Source organism: Micromonospora sp. NPDC049101 (genome assembly GCF_040648675.1).
GTDB lineage: Bacteria > Actinomycetota > Actinomycetes > Mycobacteriales > Micromonosporaceae > Micromonospora.
This window is the reverse complement of record NZ_JBEZED010000005.1, coordinates 62,911-79,809: the sequence shown is the minus strand read 5'-3', so window position 1 is coordinate 79,809 and position 16,899 is coordinate 62,911. Positions and strand designations below refer to the sequence as shown.

Genomic DNA, 16,899 nt, shown 5'->3' with positions numbered 1-16,899 from the left:
GCCGGGCCGCCGGTGGGTGCACCGGCGCCGAGGTCGTGGGCAGCACGGATCCGCCCCAACACGAGGAGGTCAGCATGGCGAAGAAGTCCCGGAAGAAGAAGGCTCGTAAGAAGAGCGCCGCGAACCACGGCAAGCGTCCCAACTCCTGAACGGGTCGACGGGCCGGCGGCCCGTCGCCGATCAGCTGGACCCGGCCGACGCCGGACACACCGGTGGCCCGGGTCGACATCGACCCGGGCCACCGGTCTTGACACTGTGCCGCGCTGACGCTCAGTCGGCCAGCTCGCGGGAGTCACTGGTCTCGAACACCACCAGCTCGGTCAGCTTGACCCGCAGGCGCTCGCGCAGCTCGTCCGGCGCGGTCTCGTTGCCGCAGCAACGAGCGACCAACGCCCGCACCTCCTGCTCCAGCCCGTACTCGCGCAGGCAGGGCCCGCACTCGTCCAGGTGGTGCCGGATCAGCGAGCGCCGCTCGTCGGCGCACTCGAGATCCAGGTAGAGGTAGACCTCCGCGAGCACCTCGCGGCAATCCGTCTCGTGCGGCTCCCCACAGCTCACGTCACACCTCCCGGCCGGCGGCGGCGGTCGAGCCCTTCGACGAGCGGGCCGCACTGAAGCCCCGCTCCCCGGCGTAGCGCTCAAGCAACTTGCGCAGATTACGACGCCCCCGGTGCAGACGCGACATCACCGTGCCGATCGGCGTACCCATGATGTCGGCGACCTCCTTGTACGAGAAGCCCTCGACATCGGTCAGGTAGACGGCCAGCCGGAACTCCTCCGGCAACTGCTGGAGGGCTTCCTTGACGTCGCTGTCCGGCAGTCGGTCAAGCGCCTCGGTCTCGGCCGAGCGCAGCCCACTGGAGGTGTGCGACTCGGCCTCGGCGAGCTGCCAGTCGGTGATCTCCTCGGTGGGCGCCTGGATCGGCTGGCGCTGCCGCTTGCGGTAGGAGTTGATGTAGGTGTTGGTCAGGATCCGGTAGAGCCAGGCCTTCAGGTTCGTGCCCTGCTCGAACTGGTGGAAGGCCGCGTACGCCTTCAGGTAGGTCTCCTGGACCAGGTCCTCGGCATCCGCCGGGTTGCGTGTCATCCGCAGCCCAGCAGCGTAGAGCTGATCGACGAATGGCATCGCGTCCCGCTCGAATCGGGCCCTGCGCTCGTCCGTCTTCTCGGTGGTCAACCGCACATCCCCTCGCGTCGGATGCTTTCCCGCCGAGGATACGCGCACCGACCTGCCCGCAGATTCACTTCCGGCCGGTGTGCCCGTGCTCACCGCACCCACCCCGCCCGGTCCCGCCGTCGCGGGCCATTCCGGGCCATCCAGCAGCCGCTTCAGCTGCCGGGCGTCCCGTCCGTCCCGTTCCAGGCTTCGTGTCTCGGTTGGCACCGGTCACCCCCCTCGCAGAAAACTCGTCCGGGGTTTGTAACGCGAGATGACCACCGGGGCATTCCGGCTGACCTCCCGTTCCTGGTCCCGGCCCCGACGGCGGCCGGCGCTGGGACCAGGAAGGGCCTGGGAGGACTGGTGTCGCCGGTCCGGATCGGGCCGGCGGCACCATCGGATGCAACGACCCGCGCCGGGCAGCGGAAACGGTCGTCCGGGCGCGCCGGGGTCGGCCGGATCAGTTGGGTGCCCAGCCCTGGGCGCCCAGCCAGGCCCGGACGAGGGCGGCGGTGGCGGCCGGATCCCGCCGCAGGTCGTGCGTCTCCCCAGGACGGGTCACCACCTGCACGGTCGGCCCCGGCTCCGGTGTCCCGAACGGGTCCCGGTCGCCGTTGACGACAAGCGTCGGCAGGCCGGTGGCCAGTTCGGCGGCGCGCGAGCGCTCCGGCCGCCCGGGTGGGTGCAGCGGGAAGGCCAACGCGACCACGCCGGCCGCACCCACCGCACGGGCCGTGCGGCAGGCCACCCGAGCGCCACTGGAGCGACCACCGACCAGGATCGTCGGCACGTCGGCGTGCCTCTCTCGCAGCACGGCGAGCACCGCCGTCCAGGCCTCGTCGAGGTGACCCGCCGGTGCCGGCGCACGTCGACCGGCGACCCGGTAGGGCTGGGTCACCCGGACCACCGCCAGGCCGGCCGCGACCGACGCGTCCCGGACCGCGAGCAGGTCAGGGGCGTCGACGCTGCCGCCCGCGCCGTGCCCGAGCACGAGCAGCGCGGTGGCCCGACGGGTCGGCAGGTCGGTGTCGACCCGCGCCGAGCCGCGCGGAGTGTCGATCTCGTCGCTGGGCAGCACCGACCCATTCTGCGCCGCCTGGTCGGCGGCGGGTGCGGGCCGGGTGGCCGATCAGCTCAACGGGACCAGGGTGAGCAGGCGATCCCGCACCGGCGGGCCGGCGTCGTCGACGGCGTCCGGGTCCGGATCGACCTCGCCACGCCACGCAACAAGCATCGCCCGCCGCTCGCGGGGTGTGGTGGCACCCCAGACGCCGTGGCAGTCACCGACGTCGAGGGCCCAGGCCAAACAGGACCCCTGCACGTCGCAACTGCGGCACAGCGCGACGGCGGCGTCCGCCGGCTCGTTCGGTGCCGGAAAGAACGTCTCCGGATCGACGCTCTGACAGGTGCCTCTGGTGCGCCACGCGTCGTCCTGTCGTCGATCCCGCACGGCCCGCAGCAGTCGCGGATCTCGCCGCGCCGCAGCCACCTCGTGCGGGCGAGGCATACGCGCCCGTGTCATCCACCCACCTCCCCCGTGGGACCGGCAAGATCAGTGAACGTCGTTCGCCCCGTGCGAATCGACGGTCACTACCGGCGCTGTGTTCTATCGCACTTCACAACACCGGGACAAGGGTCTGCCGGGAACATGACTGAACAGCCGGGAGACGAATCGCGCGCAACCCTGGCAAATCGGCGCCCGACGATGTGCGCCGATCTCAGAACAGGGTCAGCTCCTGTGGCGTCACCGTCGGCGCCACCGACACCCGGGCGGTCAACTGCGGCCCGTCATTGCGGACGTCGCCCACCGCGGCCCCGACCGGGCGGATCTCCAGACCGGCGAGCCACTCCGCCGACGCCGGCACGAGCAGCCGCTCCGGCTCGTCGGTCGGCGCCAGCCACGACGACCACCGCTCGGGCGGCAGCAGCACCGGCATCCGGTCGTGCACCTCGGCCAGGTCGCCGAGCGCCGCGGTGGTCAGCACGCTGAAGGTGAGCCGGGTCTCGGCGTCGGACTCCCAGACCGACCAGATGCCGGCCAGCGCGAGCACCGAGCCGTCGCGGGGGGTCATGAAGTAGGCCTGCCGCCCGCCGTCGGGCCGACGGACCCACTCGTACCAGCCGTCGGCCGGGACCAGACAGCGACGCCGGGAGAACGACCCGGCGTACGCCCGGCTGGTGGCCACCGTCTCCGCCCGCGCGTTGATCATGCGGGCTGCCCCGGCGGGAGACCGGGACCAGTGCGGCAGCAGACCCCAGCGACCGAGACAGAGGCTGCGGTGCCCCTCGGGGCTGACCCGGACCAGCGGCACCTGGTCGGTCGGCGCGACGTTGTAATCGGGTCGGAGCGGGCCGTCGGAGTCGTCGGACGACTCGAACAGCGCGCTCAGCTCGCCGGAGCTCCGAGTCGTCGCGTACCTGCCGCACATGGGCCACACGCTAACGCGTCGGGGCCCCGTCGGCTGTCCCGCCAAGCGGGAGTACGACCACCGCCTCCCGCCGCCGACCGGCCGACGCGGCAGAATGTAACCGTGGGGAATCTGACCGCGACCCGGCCGCCACAGCCGTGGACCGCACCGACGGCATCCGACCCGGTGTCGACGACGCTGCGCCTGCCCGGTTCCAAATCGATGACCGCGCGCGCCCTGGTGCTCAGCGCGCTGGCCGCCGGGCCGTCGACGCTGGCCCGGCCGCTGCGTGCCCGGGACACCGAGTTGATGGCCGCCGGCCTGCGGGCGATGGGCGCGCACGTGTCGATCAGCGACGAGGAGCGCTGGCTGGTCCGGCCGCACCCGCTCGCCGGCCCCGCCCACGTCGACGTGGGGCTGGCCGGCACCGTGATGCGCTTCGTGCCACCGGTGGCGGGCCTGGCCGACGGGCAGGTCACCTTCGACGGCGACCCGTACGCGCGCACCCGGCCGCTCGGCCCACTGGTCGGCGCACTGCGCTCGCTGGGCGTCCGGATCGACGTCCCCGGCACCGGCAGCCTGCCGCTGACCGTGTTCGGCACCGGTGGGGTCACCGGCGGGGAGGTGGTGCTCGACGCGTCCGTGTCCAGCCAGTTCGTCTCCGCGTTGCTGCTGGCCGCCCCGCGTTTCGACCGGGGCGTCGTGGTCCGCCACGTCGGCCCGCCGGTGCCCTCCGCGCCGCACCTGCGGATGACGGTGCGGATGCTGCGGGCCGCCGGCGCGGCGGTCGACGACAACACCCCCGACGTGTGGGCCGTCGAGCCCGGCCCGCTCACCGGGCGCGGCTGGGACATCGAGCCGGACCTCTCCGGCGCCGTGCCGTTCTTCGCCGCCGCCCTGGTCACCGGTGGCGAGGTGACCCTGCAGGGTTGGCCGCACAGCAGCGCCCAGCCGGTCGAGCAGCTCCGCTCGCTGCTGCAGCGGATGGGCGGCGAGGTCACCCTCTCCACCACCGGGCTGACCGTGCGCGGCACCGGTGTGGTGCACGGCCTGACCGCCGACCTCTCCGACGTCAGCGAGCTGACCCCGGCGCTGACCGCGTTGGCCATGCTTGCCGACTCGCCGTCGGTGTTCACCGGCGTCGGGCACATCCGCGGCCACGAGACCGACCGGCTCGCCGCGCTCGCGCGCGAGTTCACCGCGCTCGGGGCGGACGTCACCGAGGCACCGGACGGGCTGGAGATCCGGCCCCGGCCGCTGCGCGGCGGGATGTTCCGCACCTACCACGACCACCGGATGGCGCACGCCGCCGCGGTGGCCGGGCTCGCCGTTCCCGGCATCGAGGTCGACGACGTGGGTTGTACCTCCAAGACCATGCCCGAGTTCCCGGCACTATGGTCAGCGATGGTGACCGGAAAGTGAGCGTCCGGAAACCCGGTGGCGAGCGAGGCGGAGTCCAGCCGCAGCCGCTGCGGGGTTTCCGGACGCTCACTAAGAGCTGACGCGAGAAGAGGACAGGTCCTGGCGACCAAACGGCGGGAGTACGACGAGGACGACGTACGGGTCCGGCCCGGGAAGTCGTCGCGCCCGCGTACGCGCACCCGCCCGCAGCACAACGACGCGGTGGACGGCTTCGTCATCGCCGTCGACCGGGGGCGCTACCAGTGCGTGCTCGCCGGTGCCGAGCGCGGCGTGGTGGGGGCCGAGCTGCCCACGGTGACCGCGATGCGGGCCCGTGAGCTGGGCCGCAAGTCGGTGGTGGTGGGCGACCGGGTCAGCCTGGTCGGGGACACGTCCGGGGCGGAGGGCGCTCTCGCCCGCATCGTCCGGATCGCCGAGCGCCGCTCGGTGCTGCGCCGCACCGCCGACGACGACGAGACCACCGCCGAGGGCCGGTTGGAACGGGTGGTGGTGGCCAACGCCGACCAACTGGTGATCGTCAGCGCGCTGGCCGACCCGCCGCCGCGCACCGGGTTCATCGACCGGTGCCTGGTGGCCGCGTACGACGCGGACGTCGAGCCGCTGCTCTGCCTCACCAAGGCCGACCTGGCCGGGCCGGAGGAGGTGCTCGGCTACTACACCGAGCTGGAGCTGCCGTACGTGCTCAACCGTCCCGACGCCGACCTGGGCGCGCTCCGCGCGTTGCTCAGCGGCAAGGTGTCGGTGCTGGTCGGGCACTCCGGGGTGGGCAAGTCGACACTCGTCAACCGCCTCGTTCCGGACGCGCTGCGCGCGGTCGGCGTGGTCAGCGCGATCGGCCGTGGCCGGCACACCTCCACCAGCGCGGTGGCGCTGCGGCTGCCACCGGTGCCCGGCGTCGACACCGATCCCGGTTGGATCATCGACACTCCCGGGATCCGCAGTTTCGGGCTGGCGCACGTCTCGGCCGACAGCCTGTTGCACGGCTTCCCCGACCTGGTCGAGGGCACCGTCGACTGCCCGCCCAACTGCCAGCACACCGCCGACGAGGCCGCCTGCGGGCTGGACGCCTGGGTGGCCGCCGGCAAGGCCGACCCGCGCCGGCTGGCCTCGTACCGCCGGTTGCTCGCCTCCCGGGCCGGCGAGGGCGACTCGCGCGGCGAGAGTGACCAGCGGGGGCCCGGCGAGGGTGACCGGCGCGGGCCCGACGAGTGACCCGGCGGGCGTCGGCTAGGTTGCCGGCATGACCGGGTACGCCGACGACCTCGCCCTCGCCCACCTGCTCGCCGACCGGGCCGATGCCATCTCCACGGCCCGGTTCCGCGCGCTCGACCTACGGGTGGAGGCGAAGCCCGACCTGACCCCCGTCTCGGACGCGGACACCGCCGTCGAGCGGGAGATCCGCGCCCTGCTGGCCGAGCACCGGCCGACCGACGGGCTGCTCGGCGAGGAGTACGGCGCACAGCCGGCCAGCGACCCGGACGGCCGCCGCTGGATCATCGACCCGATCGACGGCACCAAGAACTTCGTCCGTGGCGTGCCGGTCTGGGCCACCCTGATCGCGCTCTACGACGGTGACCTGCCGGCGGTCGGTGTGGTGTCCGCACCGGCGCTGGGCCGGCGCTGGTGGGCGAGCGCGGGCGCGGGCGCGTACGCCGGTCCCGGCCCCGCCACCGGCGCGCGGATCGGGGTGTCCGCGGTGCGCGACCTCGCGGACGCCAGCCTCTGCTACTCGTCGCTGGAGGGGTGGGAGCGCGCCGGTCGGCTCGACGCGATGCTCGACCTGATGCGGGCCACCTGGCGCAGCCGGGCGTACGGCGACTTCTACGGCTACATGCTGCTGGCCGAGGGCGCACTGGAGGTGATGGTGGAGCCGGAGCTGTCACTGTGGGACGTGGCGGCGCTGGTGCCGATCATCACCGAGGCGGGTGGCACGGCCACGGATCTGTCCGGTCGGCCGGCCCCGACCGGCACGCCGGGCACCGAGAGCAGCGTGGTGGCCACCAACGGTGTGCTGCACACCGACATCCTCACCCGGCTCGATCGTCCAGCCGAGCGCTGACCGTCGCCAACCTCTATCCTCGCCAGGTGGTCTCCTCCGGTTGGTGCTTCCTCGCGGCGATGATCGTCGCGTACGGCTTCGCCAACCTGCTCCAGTCGGTGGCCGCGGCCCGCACCACGGTCCACCACACCTTCGACCCGGGCCTGCTGCTGCGTCTCGCCGGGCACCGGACGTACCTGGTCGGCCTGGGCTGCCAGATCGGCGGGTTCGTGCTCGCCTTCCTGGCCCGACGGGACCTGCCGCTGTTCCTGGTGCAGGCGAGCGTCGCGGCCGGGCTCGGGGTGACCGCCATCCTCGGCGTGCTGGTGCTCAAGTGGCGGCTGCCGGTGGCGGAGGTGGTGCTGTTGGCCCTGCTCTTCGCCGGGATCACCGCCCTGGTGCTGGCCGCCCGCCCGGCGCCGTCGAAGCAGCTCGGCACCGCTGGCTCGATCGCCCTGCTGGTGGCGCTCGGTGTCATCGCGGTGCTCGGGGTCTTCGCCGTCCGGCTGCACGGTGCACCCGGCTCGGTGGCCCTCGGCTCGCTGGCCGGGTTGGCGTTCAGCTCCGCGGCGGTCGCCGCCCGGCCACTGGCGTCCGCGTCGTCCGCCGAGGCGTTCCTCTCCCACCCGCTGTTCTACCTGCTGATCGCCCACTCGATCGTCGGTCAGCTCCTGCTCGGGCTGGCCATGCAGCGCGGTTCGACGACCGCCGCGGTCGCCGCGATGGACGCCGCCGGCGCGGTGCCGGCCGCGATCGTCGGTCTGCTGCTGCTCAACGACAAGATCTGGCCGGGGCGGGAGTGGTTGGCCGCGGCTGGTTTCCTGGTCACCCTGGCCGCGGTGATCGGGCTGACCCGCTACGCCGAGCCACAGCAGCAGCGCGCGCTGGCGCACCGTCGCGACCAGGCCGTGGTCGTCGTCGGGCGGTCCGGCGCAGACACCGGGCCGCCCGAACGGCCCGCTCAGGCCTCGACCGGCTTGCGGCGACTCACCACCCGCTCGTAGAGGCGCTCCAACGCGCCGGCGGTGCGCTCCCACGTGTAGCTGCTGCGCACCCGGTCCACCGCGGCGTGCCCGTACGCGAACCGGCCGGCGTTGTCGGCGAGCAGCCGGCGCAGCGAGACGCCGAGCGCCCGTACGTCGCCGGGGGGCACCAGGCGGCCGGTGACCTCGTCGACGACGGCGTCCGCCAGCCCACCCATCGCGTAGCCGATCACCGGCACACCGCAGGCCATCGCCTCCAGCGAGACCCGCCCGGCGGAGGAGTAGTGCGGCGTGCAGGCGACCACGTCCGCCGAGCGGTACCAGGTGGCCATCTGGTCGTGCGGCACCGCGCCGACGAGGCGTACCTGGTCGACGACGCCGACCTGCTCGGCCAGCTCGCGCAGCCGTCGTGCCTCGGCGTGGTTGGCCAGTTGGTCGGCCGGCGGGCCACCGGCGATCACCAGTTCGGCGTCACCGACCAGTCGCATGGCCCGGATCAGGTCCTCCTGGCCGTGCCCGGCGGCGAGCGAGCCGACCGACAGGATCCGGGCCCGCTGCTCGCGCGGTGCCGCCTCCCCGTCGGGTTGGAACTGCTCGATGTCCACCCCGGCCGGCACCAACGCGACCGAGCTGCGTTGCAGACCCATCCGGGTCAACTCGTCGACCTCGTCGTTCGACTGGGCGACGGCGATGTCGACCGCGCGGGTCAGCGCGCGTTCCAGCGTGATCCGCTCCCCCGGCCCGCCGTAGTGGCCGCCCAGGTGGCGTAGCTGCTCGACGCCGAGCGAGTGGAACGTCTGCACCACCGGGATGTCGGTCTCCCGGACGGCGTGCGCGGCGGCCAGGCCACCGACCCAGTAGTGCCCGTGCACCACCTCGGGCCGCCAGGCGCCGGACCAATCCTCGGCCAGCCAGCGGCCGAACTCGGTCACGTGCGGGATGAGCTCGGCGGTGGGTAGCGGGTTGGGCGGGCCGGCCGGCACCTGGTGCACCTGGTAGCCGTCGATGTCGGCGATCGCCGGCAGCCCTGGGGCGTCCCGGCGCTCGTAGAGCCGGACGTCATGGCCTCGCTCGGCCAACTCGGCGGCGACCCGTGCGATGTGCTGGCGGGTGCCGACCGGTGGGCCGTCGGCGTGGCGGTACGAGCTGGCGTGCGCGCAGACGAGGCCGACGCGCATGGGTCACCTCCCTGCGATCTTTCCTCGGCGGTGGTCCTCCCGTTTCAGAGCGTCCCATTAACCTCGGGAGCCGGAGTCGAAACCTGGCAGATCGGGAACAGTCCCCGCGAGTGCCACCGACGCTTGCGCCACGACAATCACAGTGGCCACGTGCCCGCCGGGTTGCGAAGATCGACAATGGGTACGTTGCATGACCAGGCCCGGGTGGGGGTACCGCTGAGGAATGCCGCTGACCCGCAGCCTCGACGATTCGACCGTGGTGATCACTGGCGCGTCCAGCGGGATCGGCACGGCGACCGCGTACGCGTTGGCCCGCCGCGGTGCGGCCGTCGTGCTGGCCGCCCGCAGCGAGGCGGCCCTCCGACAGGTCGCGCTGCGCTGCGTCGAGTTGGGCGGTCAGGCGCTTGTCGTGCCGACCGACGTGACCGACCTGGAGTCGGTGCGACGGCTGGCCGATCGGGCGGCGGCCGAGTTCGGCCGGATCGACGCCTGGGTGAACAACGCGGCGGTGAGCGCGGTGGGTCTGTTCGACGAGATACCGGTCGCCGAGTTCCGCCGGGTGCTGGAGGTCAACCTGCTCGGCGCGGTGCACGGCATCAAGGCCGCACTGCCGTACCTGAGCGCGGCCGGCGGCGGGGTGCTCGTCAACAACGCTTCGGTGCTGGCCGAGGTGGCCATGCCGTACCAGTCGGCGTACAACGCCACCAAGCACGGCATCCGCGGGCTGGCCGACACGGTCCGACAGGAGCTGCGGGTCACCGGCCGCGGTCAGATCTCCGTCTGCACCGTGCTGCCGGCCACCATCGACACCCCGTTCTTCCGGCACGCGGCCAACCACACCGGCCGCGAACTGGTGCCGCCACCCCCGATCTATCCGCCGGAGGTGGTCGCCGAGACCATCGTGCGGCTGCTGCGCCGGCCCCGCCGCGAGGCGTACGCCGGCGGGGCGGCCCGCCTGCTCGGCCTCCAGTGGCGGCTGGCGCCCGCGCTGGTGGAGCGCACCCTCGGCTGGTACGCCCAGCGCACCCAGTTCGGCCCGGGGGCGCGGGTGGACAGCAGCGGCAACGTCTTCCACGCCGACGCACAGGCCCAACGGGACGGCGGCTGGCACGGTCGGCGGCGCCAGTTGGTGCGGATGACTGCCGCGTTCGGCCTGGCCGCCGCCGGCACCGCGGTCGGCACGATGGCGGCGATCAACCGCCGTTCCCGGTTGGTCCGCTGATGACCGGCATCGACCGCCCGAATGCGCGAACCGTCACCGACGCGCACACTGGGACGATCATGTCGAGCTGTCTGGTGAACATCGACGACTCGTCGGCGGTGGTCCGGCTGACGGGCACGCTCGACGTCGCCGGGGCCGAGACGGTACGCGGCGCGCTGCTCGCCCGTCTCTGGGACCGTCCGGGCCAGGTGGTGGTCGACGTGACCGGACTGCGGGTCAGCGAGCCGCGGGCCTGGGATGTCTTCGCCGAGGTTCGGCGGGAGGTCGCCGACTGGCCGGCCGCGGATCTGCTGCTGTGTGACCCGAGCGTCGACCGGCCCGACCAGACGGCCACCGTGCTGACCGGCGTGTCGGCCTGGTCGAGCACGACGGCCGGCGTGCCGGCCTGGCCGACCCTGGACGGCGCGCTGGCCGCGGTCGCGGCGGTGCCGCTGGCCGGGGTGCTCAGCGCCGAACTGGCCGCGACAGTGGTGGCCGCCCGGGAGGCCCGCGAGCTGGTCACCACCGGTTGCCGCACCTGGGGCGTGCCGACACTCGTCGACCCGGCGGGCATCGCGATCACCGAGATGGTCAACAACGTGGTGGCGCATGCCCGGACCCCGATGACCGTGCGGCTGGCCGCCCAGGACGGCGCCCTGCACCTGGCGGTCCGCGACCACTCCTCGCGTCGGCCGACGTTCGCCGGGTTGTCACCGCCGACCCGGGTGGGCGGCCGGGGCCTGCTGCTGATCGACACGGTGGCCCGTCGCTGGGGCAGCAGCGCCCTACCGGACGGCAAGGTCGTCTGGTGCGTCCTGCACCCGGACGACGAGGCCGAGGCTCTCGGCTGACGGGGCGTTTCGCCGTCGGTGCCGGTTTCGAGCCGGCGGTGCCCCGGTTACGGCGGGAGGGCAGCGGGTAGTGATCAGACATGCGCGACAACGAGTACCCGACCCCCGTGTCCGACACCGAGGCGCAAGGTCTGCCCGACACCGCCGATGACGACTCGACCGCCAACGACGACGTCCTCACCGGGCGCGAGGCGGACGGCCCGGACCCGGCCCAGCTCCCCGGCGACCGCACGCCGGTGGCGGTGGACCGGTTCGGGACGACCGCCGAGGAGCAGCTCGACGGTGAGTCGTTGGACTACAAGCTCGACCGCGAGGTCTACGAGCGCCCGGCGGACGACCCGCTGGCCGGAACGATCGACCCGAAGATCGCCTTCGAGGCGGACAATCTGGAAGCCGCCGCGGAGGCCCAGCTGGACGCCGACGTGATGGACCCGGGGCCCACCTCGGACCCGAACTCGCCGGTCTCCCTCTACGACCACGGTCAGCTCGGCACGGTGGCCGATGCCACGGTGGGTCGGCTGGTGGAGCCGGACGAGGGGGCGCACACCGACCAGGAGACCGACTCGGTGGCGTACGACGCAGGTTCCGCGGGCGGCGGGGCGACCGCCGAGGAGTTGGCCATCCACGAGACGGAGCCGCCGCGCTCGGTCTGACCTCTCAGGCGTCCAGGCCGCGCTCGATGGCATAGCGGGTCAGCTCGACCCGATTGTGCAGTTGCAGCTTGCCCAGGGTGTTCTGCACGTGGTTCTGCACGGTGCGGTGCGACAGCCCGAGCCGCTGGGCGATCTGCTTGTACGACATCCCCTTCGCCACCAACCGCAGCACCTCGGTCTCCCGGTCGGTGAGCCGGGGCGTCGCGGGCTCCGCGCCGCCGGCCGGGTCGGTGCCCTGCCCCGGCCCGGCGGCCAGCCGCCGGTACTCGCCGAGGACGAGCCCGGCGAGGCCGGGGGTGAAGACCGCGTTGCCGGCCGCGGTGCGGCGGACCGCGTCGAGGAACTCCGCGGGCGCTGTCGACTTCACCAGGTATCCGGTGGCACCGGCCTTGACCGCGTCCAGCACGCTCTGCTGTTCGCCACTGGCGCTGAGCATCAACACCCGCACGTCGGGCAGTGCCGCGCGCAGCCCCAGGATCACCTCGACGCCGGAGATGTCCGGCAGTTGCAGGTCCAGGACGACGACGTCGGGCCGGGCGGCGGCGGCCACCCGGATGGCCTGTCGCCCCTCGCCGCTCGTCGCCACCACCAGGAATCCGGCCTCGGTCAGGTCGCGGGCGACCCCCTCCCGCCACATCGGATGGTCGTCGACGACCATGACCCGGGTCTGGTTCACCGCACTGCCCTCGGCACGGTCAGCTCGATCTCGGTGCCGGCGTCGGGGGCGGACACGATCCGAACGGTCCCGCCCAGGTCGGACACCCGCCCCCGGATGGACTGGGTCACGCCGAGCCGGCCCTGAGCGGCGGCCTCGGCCAGCCGACCGTCCGGGATGCCCGGCCCCTCGTCACGGATCGACACGGTCACCGTCGCCCCCTCGTCCTCGATCAGCACCCAGGCCCGCCCACCGGCGTGGCGGCCCACGTTGTCCAGGGCCGCGCCGGTCGCGGCGGCCAACTCTCCGGCCACCCGGCGCGGCAGCGGGACCGGGGTGGCCGGGGCGGAGAGCGCCACCGCCGACGACGCGTACCGGCTGAGCAGGGTTCGCAGGTCCACCGCCTCGGGGCCGGCCGGGAGGCTGGCGACGACCGGGCCGCCACCGGCGATCAGCGCCCGCAACGCGGCCTCCTGCTCGCCGGCCAGCCGGGCCAGCTCGCCAGCCTCGCCGGGCAGGTCAGCACCACGCCGCTGCACCAGCGCCAGCACCTGGAGCACCGAGTCGTGGATGGTGCGGGCCAGTCGCTCCCGTTCCCGGGTGGCGGCCTCCAGCTCCACCGCGCGTTGCAGTCGCTCCTCGGCGCCCGCCGCGAGCCGGGCCACGTGCCCGACCACCACTCCGGCGAGCAGCATGAGGATCACCCCGGTGAACGACGACTGGCCGATCCGTTCCCGGGTGGCCAGGTCCGCGCCGGCGACGAGCAGCGCCGCGACAGTGCCCCGCCGCCGGCCGCCGGAGACGGCCCAGGCCAGCACCGGGCCGGCCATCCAGGCGACCCCCATGGTGGGTACGCCGTGGGTGAGCGCCGTCCGCCCGACCACCCACGGGGTGGCCAGCACGATGGCCAACACCACCCCGAGATCGGCCAGCAGCAGCGGCCAGCGCCGCCAGGCCGGCCGCGCGTACCCGATCGCGGTCGCCCCGGTCCAGATGATCATCACAAGGACCAGGGCGGCGACGGCGTACGGGTGGGCGTACCGGTCGGCGTCGCGTACCGCGAGCACGCAGACGTACGCCAGGGACGCCATCCGGAACACCGCGAGCGCACGCCACAGCGGCACCTCGAACCCACCCGGCGACGGCATGGCGGTCACGATGCCACACGCGGCAAGTGGCGCGGCGAGCAGCGAGTGCGGTTCGGGAAACCCTGACGTACGGTGGAAAAGCCGCGAAATACTCCGAGATCCGCCGCCGGGACGGGGCCATGACGAATGCAGATCCGCACGCACCGCGTACGGTTGTGCCCATCGAACCTGCCCTCCTGATCGCCGATGCCTTCGACCAGGCCCAGGTGACCGAGATTCGACACTCGGTCACCTCCTGTGCGTATGCCTCCGGGCTCACCGGCCAACGGCTCGACGATTTCGTGCTCGCGATCAACGAATTGATCACCAACGCGGTGCGGCACGGCGGCGGCCAGGGGTGGCTACGGCTCTGGCACGAGCCGGACCTGCTGGTGTGCGAGGTCGCCGACCACGGGCACGGGATCAGCCCGCAGCGGCTGGGCGACCGCAGTCGGCCCACCCCGGACACCGCCGGCGGCTGGGGCCTGTGGCTGGCCCGCGAGCTGACCGACGCGATGGAGGTCGTCACCAGCACCGCCGGCACCACAGTCCGCATCACCACAGGCCTCAGGGCCTGAAGTCACCGCCCAGGGCATCGCTGCTTTCAGCGTGATGCCGGTGAGTCATCATGATGCCGCACAGGCATCACGCTCAACAGCCCGTGACGCCCGGCGCCACGCCGACCGGCCGACGCAGGTCAGCCGAAGAGGGCGGAGACGGATTCTCCGTTGTGGATTCGGCGCATCGCCTCGGCCAGCGCGGGGGCCACCGACAGCACCTCCAGCGCGGGGACCCGCTTCGCGGCCGGGATGGGCACCGTGTTGGTGCAGACGATCTCCAGGACGCCGTCCTGGTCGCTGAGCCGCTGCAACGCGTCGCCGGAGAAGAGCCCGTGCGTGCAGGCGAGCCGGATCGAGCGGACCTTCAGGCCGCGCAGGTGCTCCATCAACTCGACAACCGTGCTGCCCTTGGCGATCTCGTCGTCCAGCACGATGACGTCCCGGTCGGTCACGTCGCCGATCACCGCACTGATCTTGACCAGGTCGTCACTGAACCGCTGCTTCGCACCGGCCGCGACCGGCGTGCCGAGCAGCCGGGCGAAGGCCGCCGCCTCCTTGGCGTTACCCAGGTCGGGTGAGACCACCACGGTGTCGCTCAGGTCGTAGCGCCGGAAGTGGGTGGCCAGCTCACGCAACGCGTGCAGGTGGTCCACGGGAACGCTGAAGAAGCCGTGCACCTGCGGCGAGTGCAGCGTCATCGCCAGCACCCGGTCCGCCCCGGCCGACGTGAGCAGATCGGCGACGAGCCGAGCGCCGATCGAGATCCGCGGCGCGTCCTTCTTGTCGGAACGGGCGTACGCGTAGTGCGGCAACACCACGGTGATCCGGCCGGCGGACGCGCCCCGGGCGGCGTCGATCATCAACAGCAACTCGACCAGGTTTTCCTGGACGGGCGGCACCAGCGGCTGGATCAGGAAGACGTCGCGCTCCCGGCAGTTGGCCTGCAACTGCACTTCCAGACAGTCGTTCGCGAATCGGGAAACCCGCACCGGGTGCAGCGGCACCCCGAGGTGGGCACAGATCTCGGCAGCGAGGTCGGGATGGGCGGTTCCACTGAAAACGGCGATGTCGCGCACGTTCGCACATCGTAGGCGAAGCGGCCGACGGTGAAGGGTGGCGGGCCGAGACTGGCCGTGACGACCGTCGCACCGCGCCGCCGGTCCGGGTACGGTGCTGCGGTGACCCCCGAGTACGTCGCCGCCATCGACCAGGGCACCACCTCCTCGCGGTGCATCGTCTTCGACCGGGCCGGGGAGATCGTCGCCGTGGCCCAGCGCGAACACCGGCAGATCTTCCCCCGCCCCGGCTGGGTGGAGCACGACGCCGAGGAGATCTGGGACAACGTCCAGCAGGTGGTCGCCGAGGCCCTGCGAGCCGCCGGCACCGACGCGACCGGGCTGGCCGCCGTCGGCATCACCAACCAGCGGGAGACCACTGTCGTCTGGGACCGGGCCACCGGCCGCCCGGTGGCCAACGCCATCGTCTGGCAGGACACCCGGACCGGGCCGCTGCTGCGCGAGCTGGCCTCGGCGTACGGCGAGGAGCGGTTCCGGGCCCGCACCGGCCTGCCGCTGGCCACCTACTTCGCCGGGCCGAAGCTGCGCTGGCTGCTCGACGAGGTCGACGGCCTGCGCGAGCGTGCGGAGCGCGGCGAGGTGCTCTTCGGCACCATGGACAGCTGGCTGATCTGGAAGCTGACCGGCGCGCACGTCACCGACGTGACGAACGCCAGCCGGACCATGCTGATGGACCTCACCACCCTGGACTGGGCACCGGACCTGCTGGACGCGATGGGCGTCCCGGCGGCGATGCTGCCGGAGATCCGCTGCTCCGCCGAGGTGTACGGCCACGCCACCGGGGTGCTCGCCGGGGTGCCGGTGGCCAGCGCGCTCGGTGACCAGCAGGCCGCCCTGTTCGGGCAGACCTGCTTCCAGCCGGGTGAGGCGAAGTGCACCTACGGCACCGGCAGCTTCCTGCTGCTCAACACCGGGGCCAGCCCGGTCCCGTCCACGCACGGCCTACTCACCACGGTCGCCTACCGGATCAAGGACCAACCCCCGGCGTACGCCCTGGAGGGCGCGATCGCGGTCACCGGCTCGCTGGTGCAGTGGCTGCGGGACAACCTCGGGCTGATCTCCACGGCCGCGGAGGTGGAGGAGCTGGCCCGCACCGTGGACGACAACGGCGGCTGTTACATCGTGCCGGCGTTCTCCGGGCTGTTCGCCCCGCACTGGCGCAGCGACGCGCGTGGTGTGATCGCCGGCCTGACCGGCTACGTCACCAAGGGGCACCTGGCGCGGGCGGTGCTGGAGGCGTCGGCGTGGCAGACCCGCGAGGTGGTCGACGCGATGGACGCCGACTCCGACGTGGCGCTGCGCCGCCTCCGGGTGGACGGTGGGATGACCGCCAACGGGCTGCTCATGCAGTTCCTCGCGGACGTGCTCGACGTGCCGGTGATCCGGTCCCGGATCACCGAGACCACCTGCCTGGGCGCCGCGTACGCGGCCGGTCTGGCGGTCGGTTTCTGGCCGGATCTGGCCACCCTGCGGGCGCAGTGGCGCTCCGACGCGCAGTGGGAGCCGGCGATGGCCCCGGAGCTGCGCGAGCAGGAGCTGGGCCAGTGGCGCAAGGCCGTGCGGCGCACCCTGGACTGGGTGGAGTGAT

General features: G+C 73.0%; 18 protein-coding genes. 9 read left to right on the top strand and 9 right to left on the bottom strand.

The window, feature by feature from the left end:
- Window positions 1–270: 270 nt before the first annotated feature.
- The 5 genes from rsrA to AB0B57_RS08220 all read right to left on the bottom strand — a co-directional run bounded on the left by rsrA (window position 271) and on the right by AB0B57_RS08220 (window position 3,588).
- Window positions 271–558 (bottom strand): mycothiol system anti-sigma-R factor, encoded by a 288-nt coding sequence (gene rsrA, locus AB0B57_RS08240; protein WP_030336658.1) that lies wholly within the window; start codon window positions 556–558, stop codon window positions 271–273.
- Window position 559: 1 nt separating this feature from the next.
- The gene (locus tag AB0B57_RS08235; protein ID WP_357066670.1) at window positions 560–1,384 is read right to left on the bottom strand and encodes a sigma-70 family RNA polymerase sigma factor; all 825 of its coding nucleotides are present in this window, start codon (window positions 1,382–1,384) and stop codon (window positions 560–562) included.
- Window positions 1,385–1,619: 235 nt separating this feature from the next.
- Window positions 1,620–2,237 (bottom strand): alpha/beta family hydrolase, encoded by a 618-nt coding sequence (locus tag AB0B57_RS08230; protein ID WP_357066668.1) that lies wholly within the window; start codon window positions 2,235–2,237, stop codon window positions 1,620–1,622.
- A gap of 51 nt (window positions 2,238–2,288) precedes the next feature.
- Window positions 2,289–2,681 carry a WhiB family transcriptional regulator gene (locus AB0B57_RS08225; protein WP_357066666.1) on the bottom strand — a complete coding sequence of 131 codons (393 nt, stop codon included), beginning with the start codon at window positions 2,679–2,681 and terminating at the stop codon, window positions 2,289–2,291.
- Between the two features lie 196 nt (window positions 2,682–2,877).
- Window positions 2,878–3,588 (bottom strand): SOS response-associated peptidase, encoded by a 711-nt coding sequence (locus tag AB0B57_RS08220; RefSeq protein WP_357066664.1) that lies wholly within the window; start codon window positions 3,586–3,588, stop codon window positions 2,878–2,880.
- 102 nt (window positions 3,589–3,690) lie between these two features.
- Here AB0B57_RS08220 and aroA point away from each other — a divergent pair, with 102 nt between their 5' ends.
- The 4 genes from aroA to AB0B57_RS08200 all read left to right on the top strand — a co-directional run bounded on the left by aroA (window position 3,691) and on the right by AB0B57_RS08200 (window position 8,031).
- A complete protein-coding gene (gene aroA / locus AB0B57_RS08215; protein ID WP_357066663.1) occupies window positions 3,691–4,989 on the top strand; it encodes a 3-phosphoshikimate 1-carboxyvinyltransferase in 1,299 nt (432 codons plus the stop codon).
- 201 nt (window positions 4,990–5,190) lie between these two features.
- A complete protein-coding gene (gene rsgA / locus AB0B57_RS08210; protein WP_357067193.1) occupies window positions 5,191–6,201 on the top strand; it encodes a ribosome small subunit-dependent GTPase A in 1,011 nt (336 codons plus the stop codon).
- Between the two features lie 28 nt (window positions 6,202–6,229).
- On the top strand, window positions 6,230–7,048 hold the full coding sequence (gene hisN, locus AB0B57_RS08205) for a histidinol-phosphatase (protein WP_357066660.1): 819 nt from the start codon (window positions 6,230–6,232) through the stop codon (window positions 7,046–7,048).
- A gap of 59 nt (window positions 7,049–7,107) precedes the next feature.
- A complete protein-coding gene (locus tag AB0B57_RS08200) occupies window positions 7,108–8,031 on the top strand; it encodes a hypothetical protein (protein WP_357067191.1) in 924 nt (307 codons plus the stop codon).
- On the opposite strand, the gene AB0B57_RS08195 is transcribed toward AB0B57_RS08200, so the two are convergent.
- The gene (locus AB0B57_RS08195) at window positions 7,989–9,188 is read right to left on the bottom strand and encodes a glycosyltransferase (protein WP_357066658.1); all 1,200 of its coding nucleotides are present in this window, start codon (window positions 9,186–9,188) and stop codon (window positions 7,989–7,991) included. The two genes, AB0B57_RS08200 and AB0B57_RS08195, sit on opposite strands and share 43 nt — an antisense overlap.
- A 223-nt stretch (window positions 9,189–9,411) precedes the next feature.
- On the opposite strand from AB0B57_RS08195, the gene AB0B57_RS08190 reads away from it, so the two are divergent.
- The 3 genes from AB0B57_RS08190 (at window position 9,412) to AB0B57_RS08180 (ending at window position 11,893) form a co-directional block, all read left to right on the top strand.
- A complete protein-coding gene (locus tag AB0B57_RS08190) occupies window positions 9,412–10,410 on the top strand; it encodes an SDR family oxidoreductase (RefSeq protein ID WP_357066656.1) in 999 nt (332 codons plus the stop codon).
- Between the two features lie 59 nt (window positions 10,411–10,469).
- Entirely contained in the window at window positions 10,470–11,240 is a 771-nt protein-coding gene (locus tag AB0B57_RS08185) for an ATP-binding protein (RefSeq protein WP_357066654.1), read from the top strand.
- An 80-nt stretch (window positions 11,241–11,320) separates the two neighbouring features.
- Window positions 11,321–11,893, top strand: a complete 573-nt coding sequence (locus AB0B57_RS08180; RefSeq protein ID WP_099848385.1) for a DUF5709 domain-containing protein — start codon at window positions 11,321–11,323, stop codon at window positions 11,891–11,893.
- Window positions 11,894–11,897: 4 nt separating this feature from the next.
- On the opposite strand, the gene AB0B57_RS08175 is transcribed toward AB0B57_RS08180, so the two are convergent.
- A complete protein-coding gene (locus AB0B57_RS08175) occupies window positions 11,898–12,551 on the bottom strand; it encodes a response regulator transcription factor (protein ID WP_357067189.1) in 654 nt (217 codons plus the stop codon).
- A gap of 14 nt (window positions 12,552–12,565) precedes the next feature.
- Window positions 12,566–13,696 (bottom strand): DUF5931 domain-containing protein, encoded by a 1,131-nt coding sequence (locus tag AB0B57_RS08170; RefSeq protein ID WP_357066652.1) that lies wholly within the window; start codon window positions 13,694–13,696, stop codon window positions 12,566–12,568.
- Between the two features lie 119 nt (window positions 13,697–13,815).
- On the opposite strand from AB0B57_RS08170, the gene AB0B57_RS08165 reads away from it, so the two are divergent.
- On the top strand, window positions 13,816–14,253 hold the full coding sequence (locus tag AB0B57_RS08165) for an ATP-binding protein (protein WP_357066650.1): 438 nt from the start codon (window positions 13,816–13,818) through the stop codon (window positions 14,251–14,253).
- Between the two features lie 119 nt (window positions 14,254–14,372).
- On the opposite strand, the gene AB0B57_RS08160 is transcribed toward AB0B57_RS08165, so the two are convergent.
- The gene (locus AB0B57_RS08160) at window positions 14,373–15,311 is read right to left on the bottom strand and encodes a ribose-phosphate pyrophosphokinase (RefSeq protein WP_357066648.1); all 939 of its coding nucleotides are present in this window, start codon (window positions 15,309–15,311) and stop codon (window positions 14,373–14,375) included.
- A gap of 102 nt (window positions 15,312–15,413) precedes the next feature.
- On the opposite strand from AB0B57_RS08160, the gene glpK reads away from it, so the two are divergent.
- The gene (gene glpK / locus AB0B57_RS08155) at window positions 15,414–16,898 is read left to right on the top strand and encodes a glycerol kinase GlpK (protein ID WP_357066646.1); all 1,485 of its coding nucleotides are present in this window, start codon (window positions 15,414–15,416) and stop codon (window positions 16,896–16,898) included.
- The last annotated feature ends 1 nt before the right edge of the window (window position 16,899 follow it).

What these genes read in the sequence shown, in the direction of transcription:
- AB0B57_RS08225 (WP_357066666.1), bottom strand. Translation starts at nt 2,681, where the DNA reads ATGACACGGGCGCGTATGCCTCGCCCGCACGAGGTGGCTGCGGCGCGG.
- AB0B57_RS08220 (WP_357066664.1), bottom strand. Translation starts at nt 3,588, where the DNA reads ATGTGCGGCAGGTACGCGACGACTCGGAGCTCCGGCGAGCTGAGCGCG.
- hisN (WP_357066660.1), top strand. Translation starts at nt 6,230, where the DNA reads ATGACCGGGTACGCCGACGACCTCGCCCTCGCCCACCTGCTCGCCGAC.
- AB0B57_RS08200 (WP_357067191.1), top strand. Translation starts at nt 7,108, where the DNA reads ATGATCGTCGCGTACGGCTTCGCCAACCTGCTCCAGTCGGTGGCCGCG.
- AB0B57_RS08195 (WP_357066658.1), bottom strand. Translation starts at nt 9,188, where the DNA reads ATGCGCGTCGGCCTCGTCTGCGCGCACGCCAGCTCGTACCGCCACGCC.
- AB0B57_RS08190 (WP_357066656.1), top strand. Translation starts at nt 9,412, where the DNA reads ATGCCGCTGACCCGCAGCCTCGACGATTCGACCGTGGTGATCACTGGC.
- AB0B57_RS08185 (WP_357066654.1), top strand. Translation starts at nt 10,470, where the DNA reads ATGTCGAGCTGTCTGGTGAACATCGACGACTCGTCGGCGGTGGTCCGG.
- AB0B57_RS08180 (WP_099848385.1), top strand. Translation starts at nt 11,321, where the DNA reads ATGCGCGACAACGAGTACCCGACCCCCGTGTCCGACACCGAGGCGCAA.
- AB0B57_RS08175 (WP_357067189.1), bottom strand. Translation starts at nt 12,551, where the DNA reads ATGGTCGTCGACGACCATCCGATGTGGCGGGAGGGGGTCGCCCGCGAC.
- AB0B57_RS08170 (WP_357066652.1), bottom strand. Translation starts at nt 13,696, where the DNA reads ATGCCGTCGCCGGGTGGGTTCGAGGTGCCGCTGTGGCGTGCGCTCGCG.
- AB0B57_RS08165 (WP_357066650.1), top strand. Translation starts at nt 13,816, where the DNA reads ATGACGAATGCAGATCCGCACGCACCGCGTACGGTTGTGCCCATCGAA.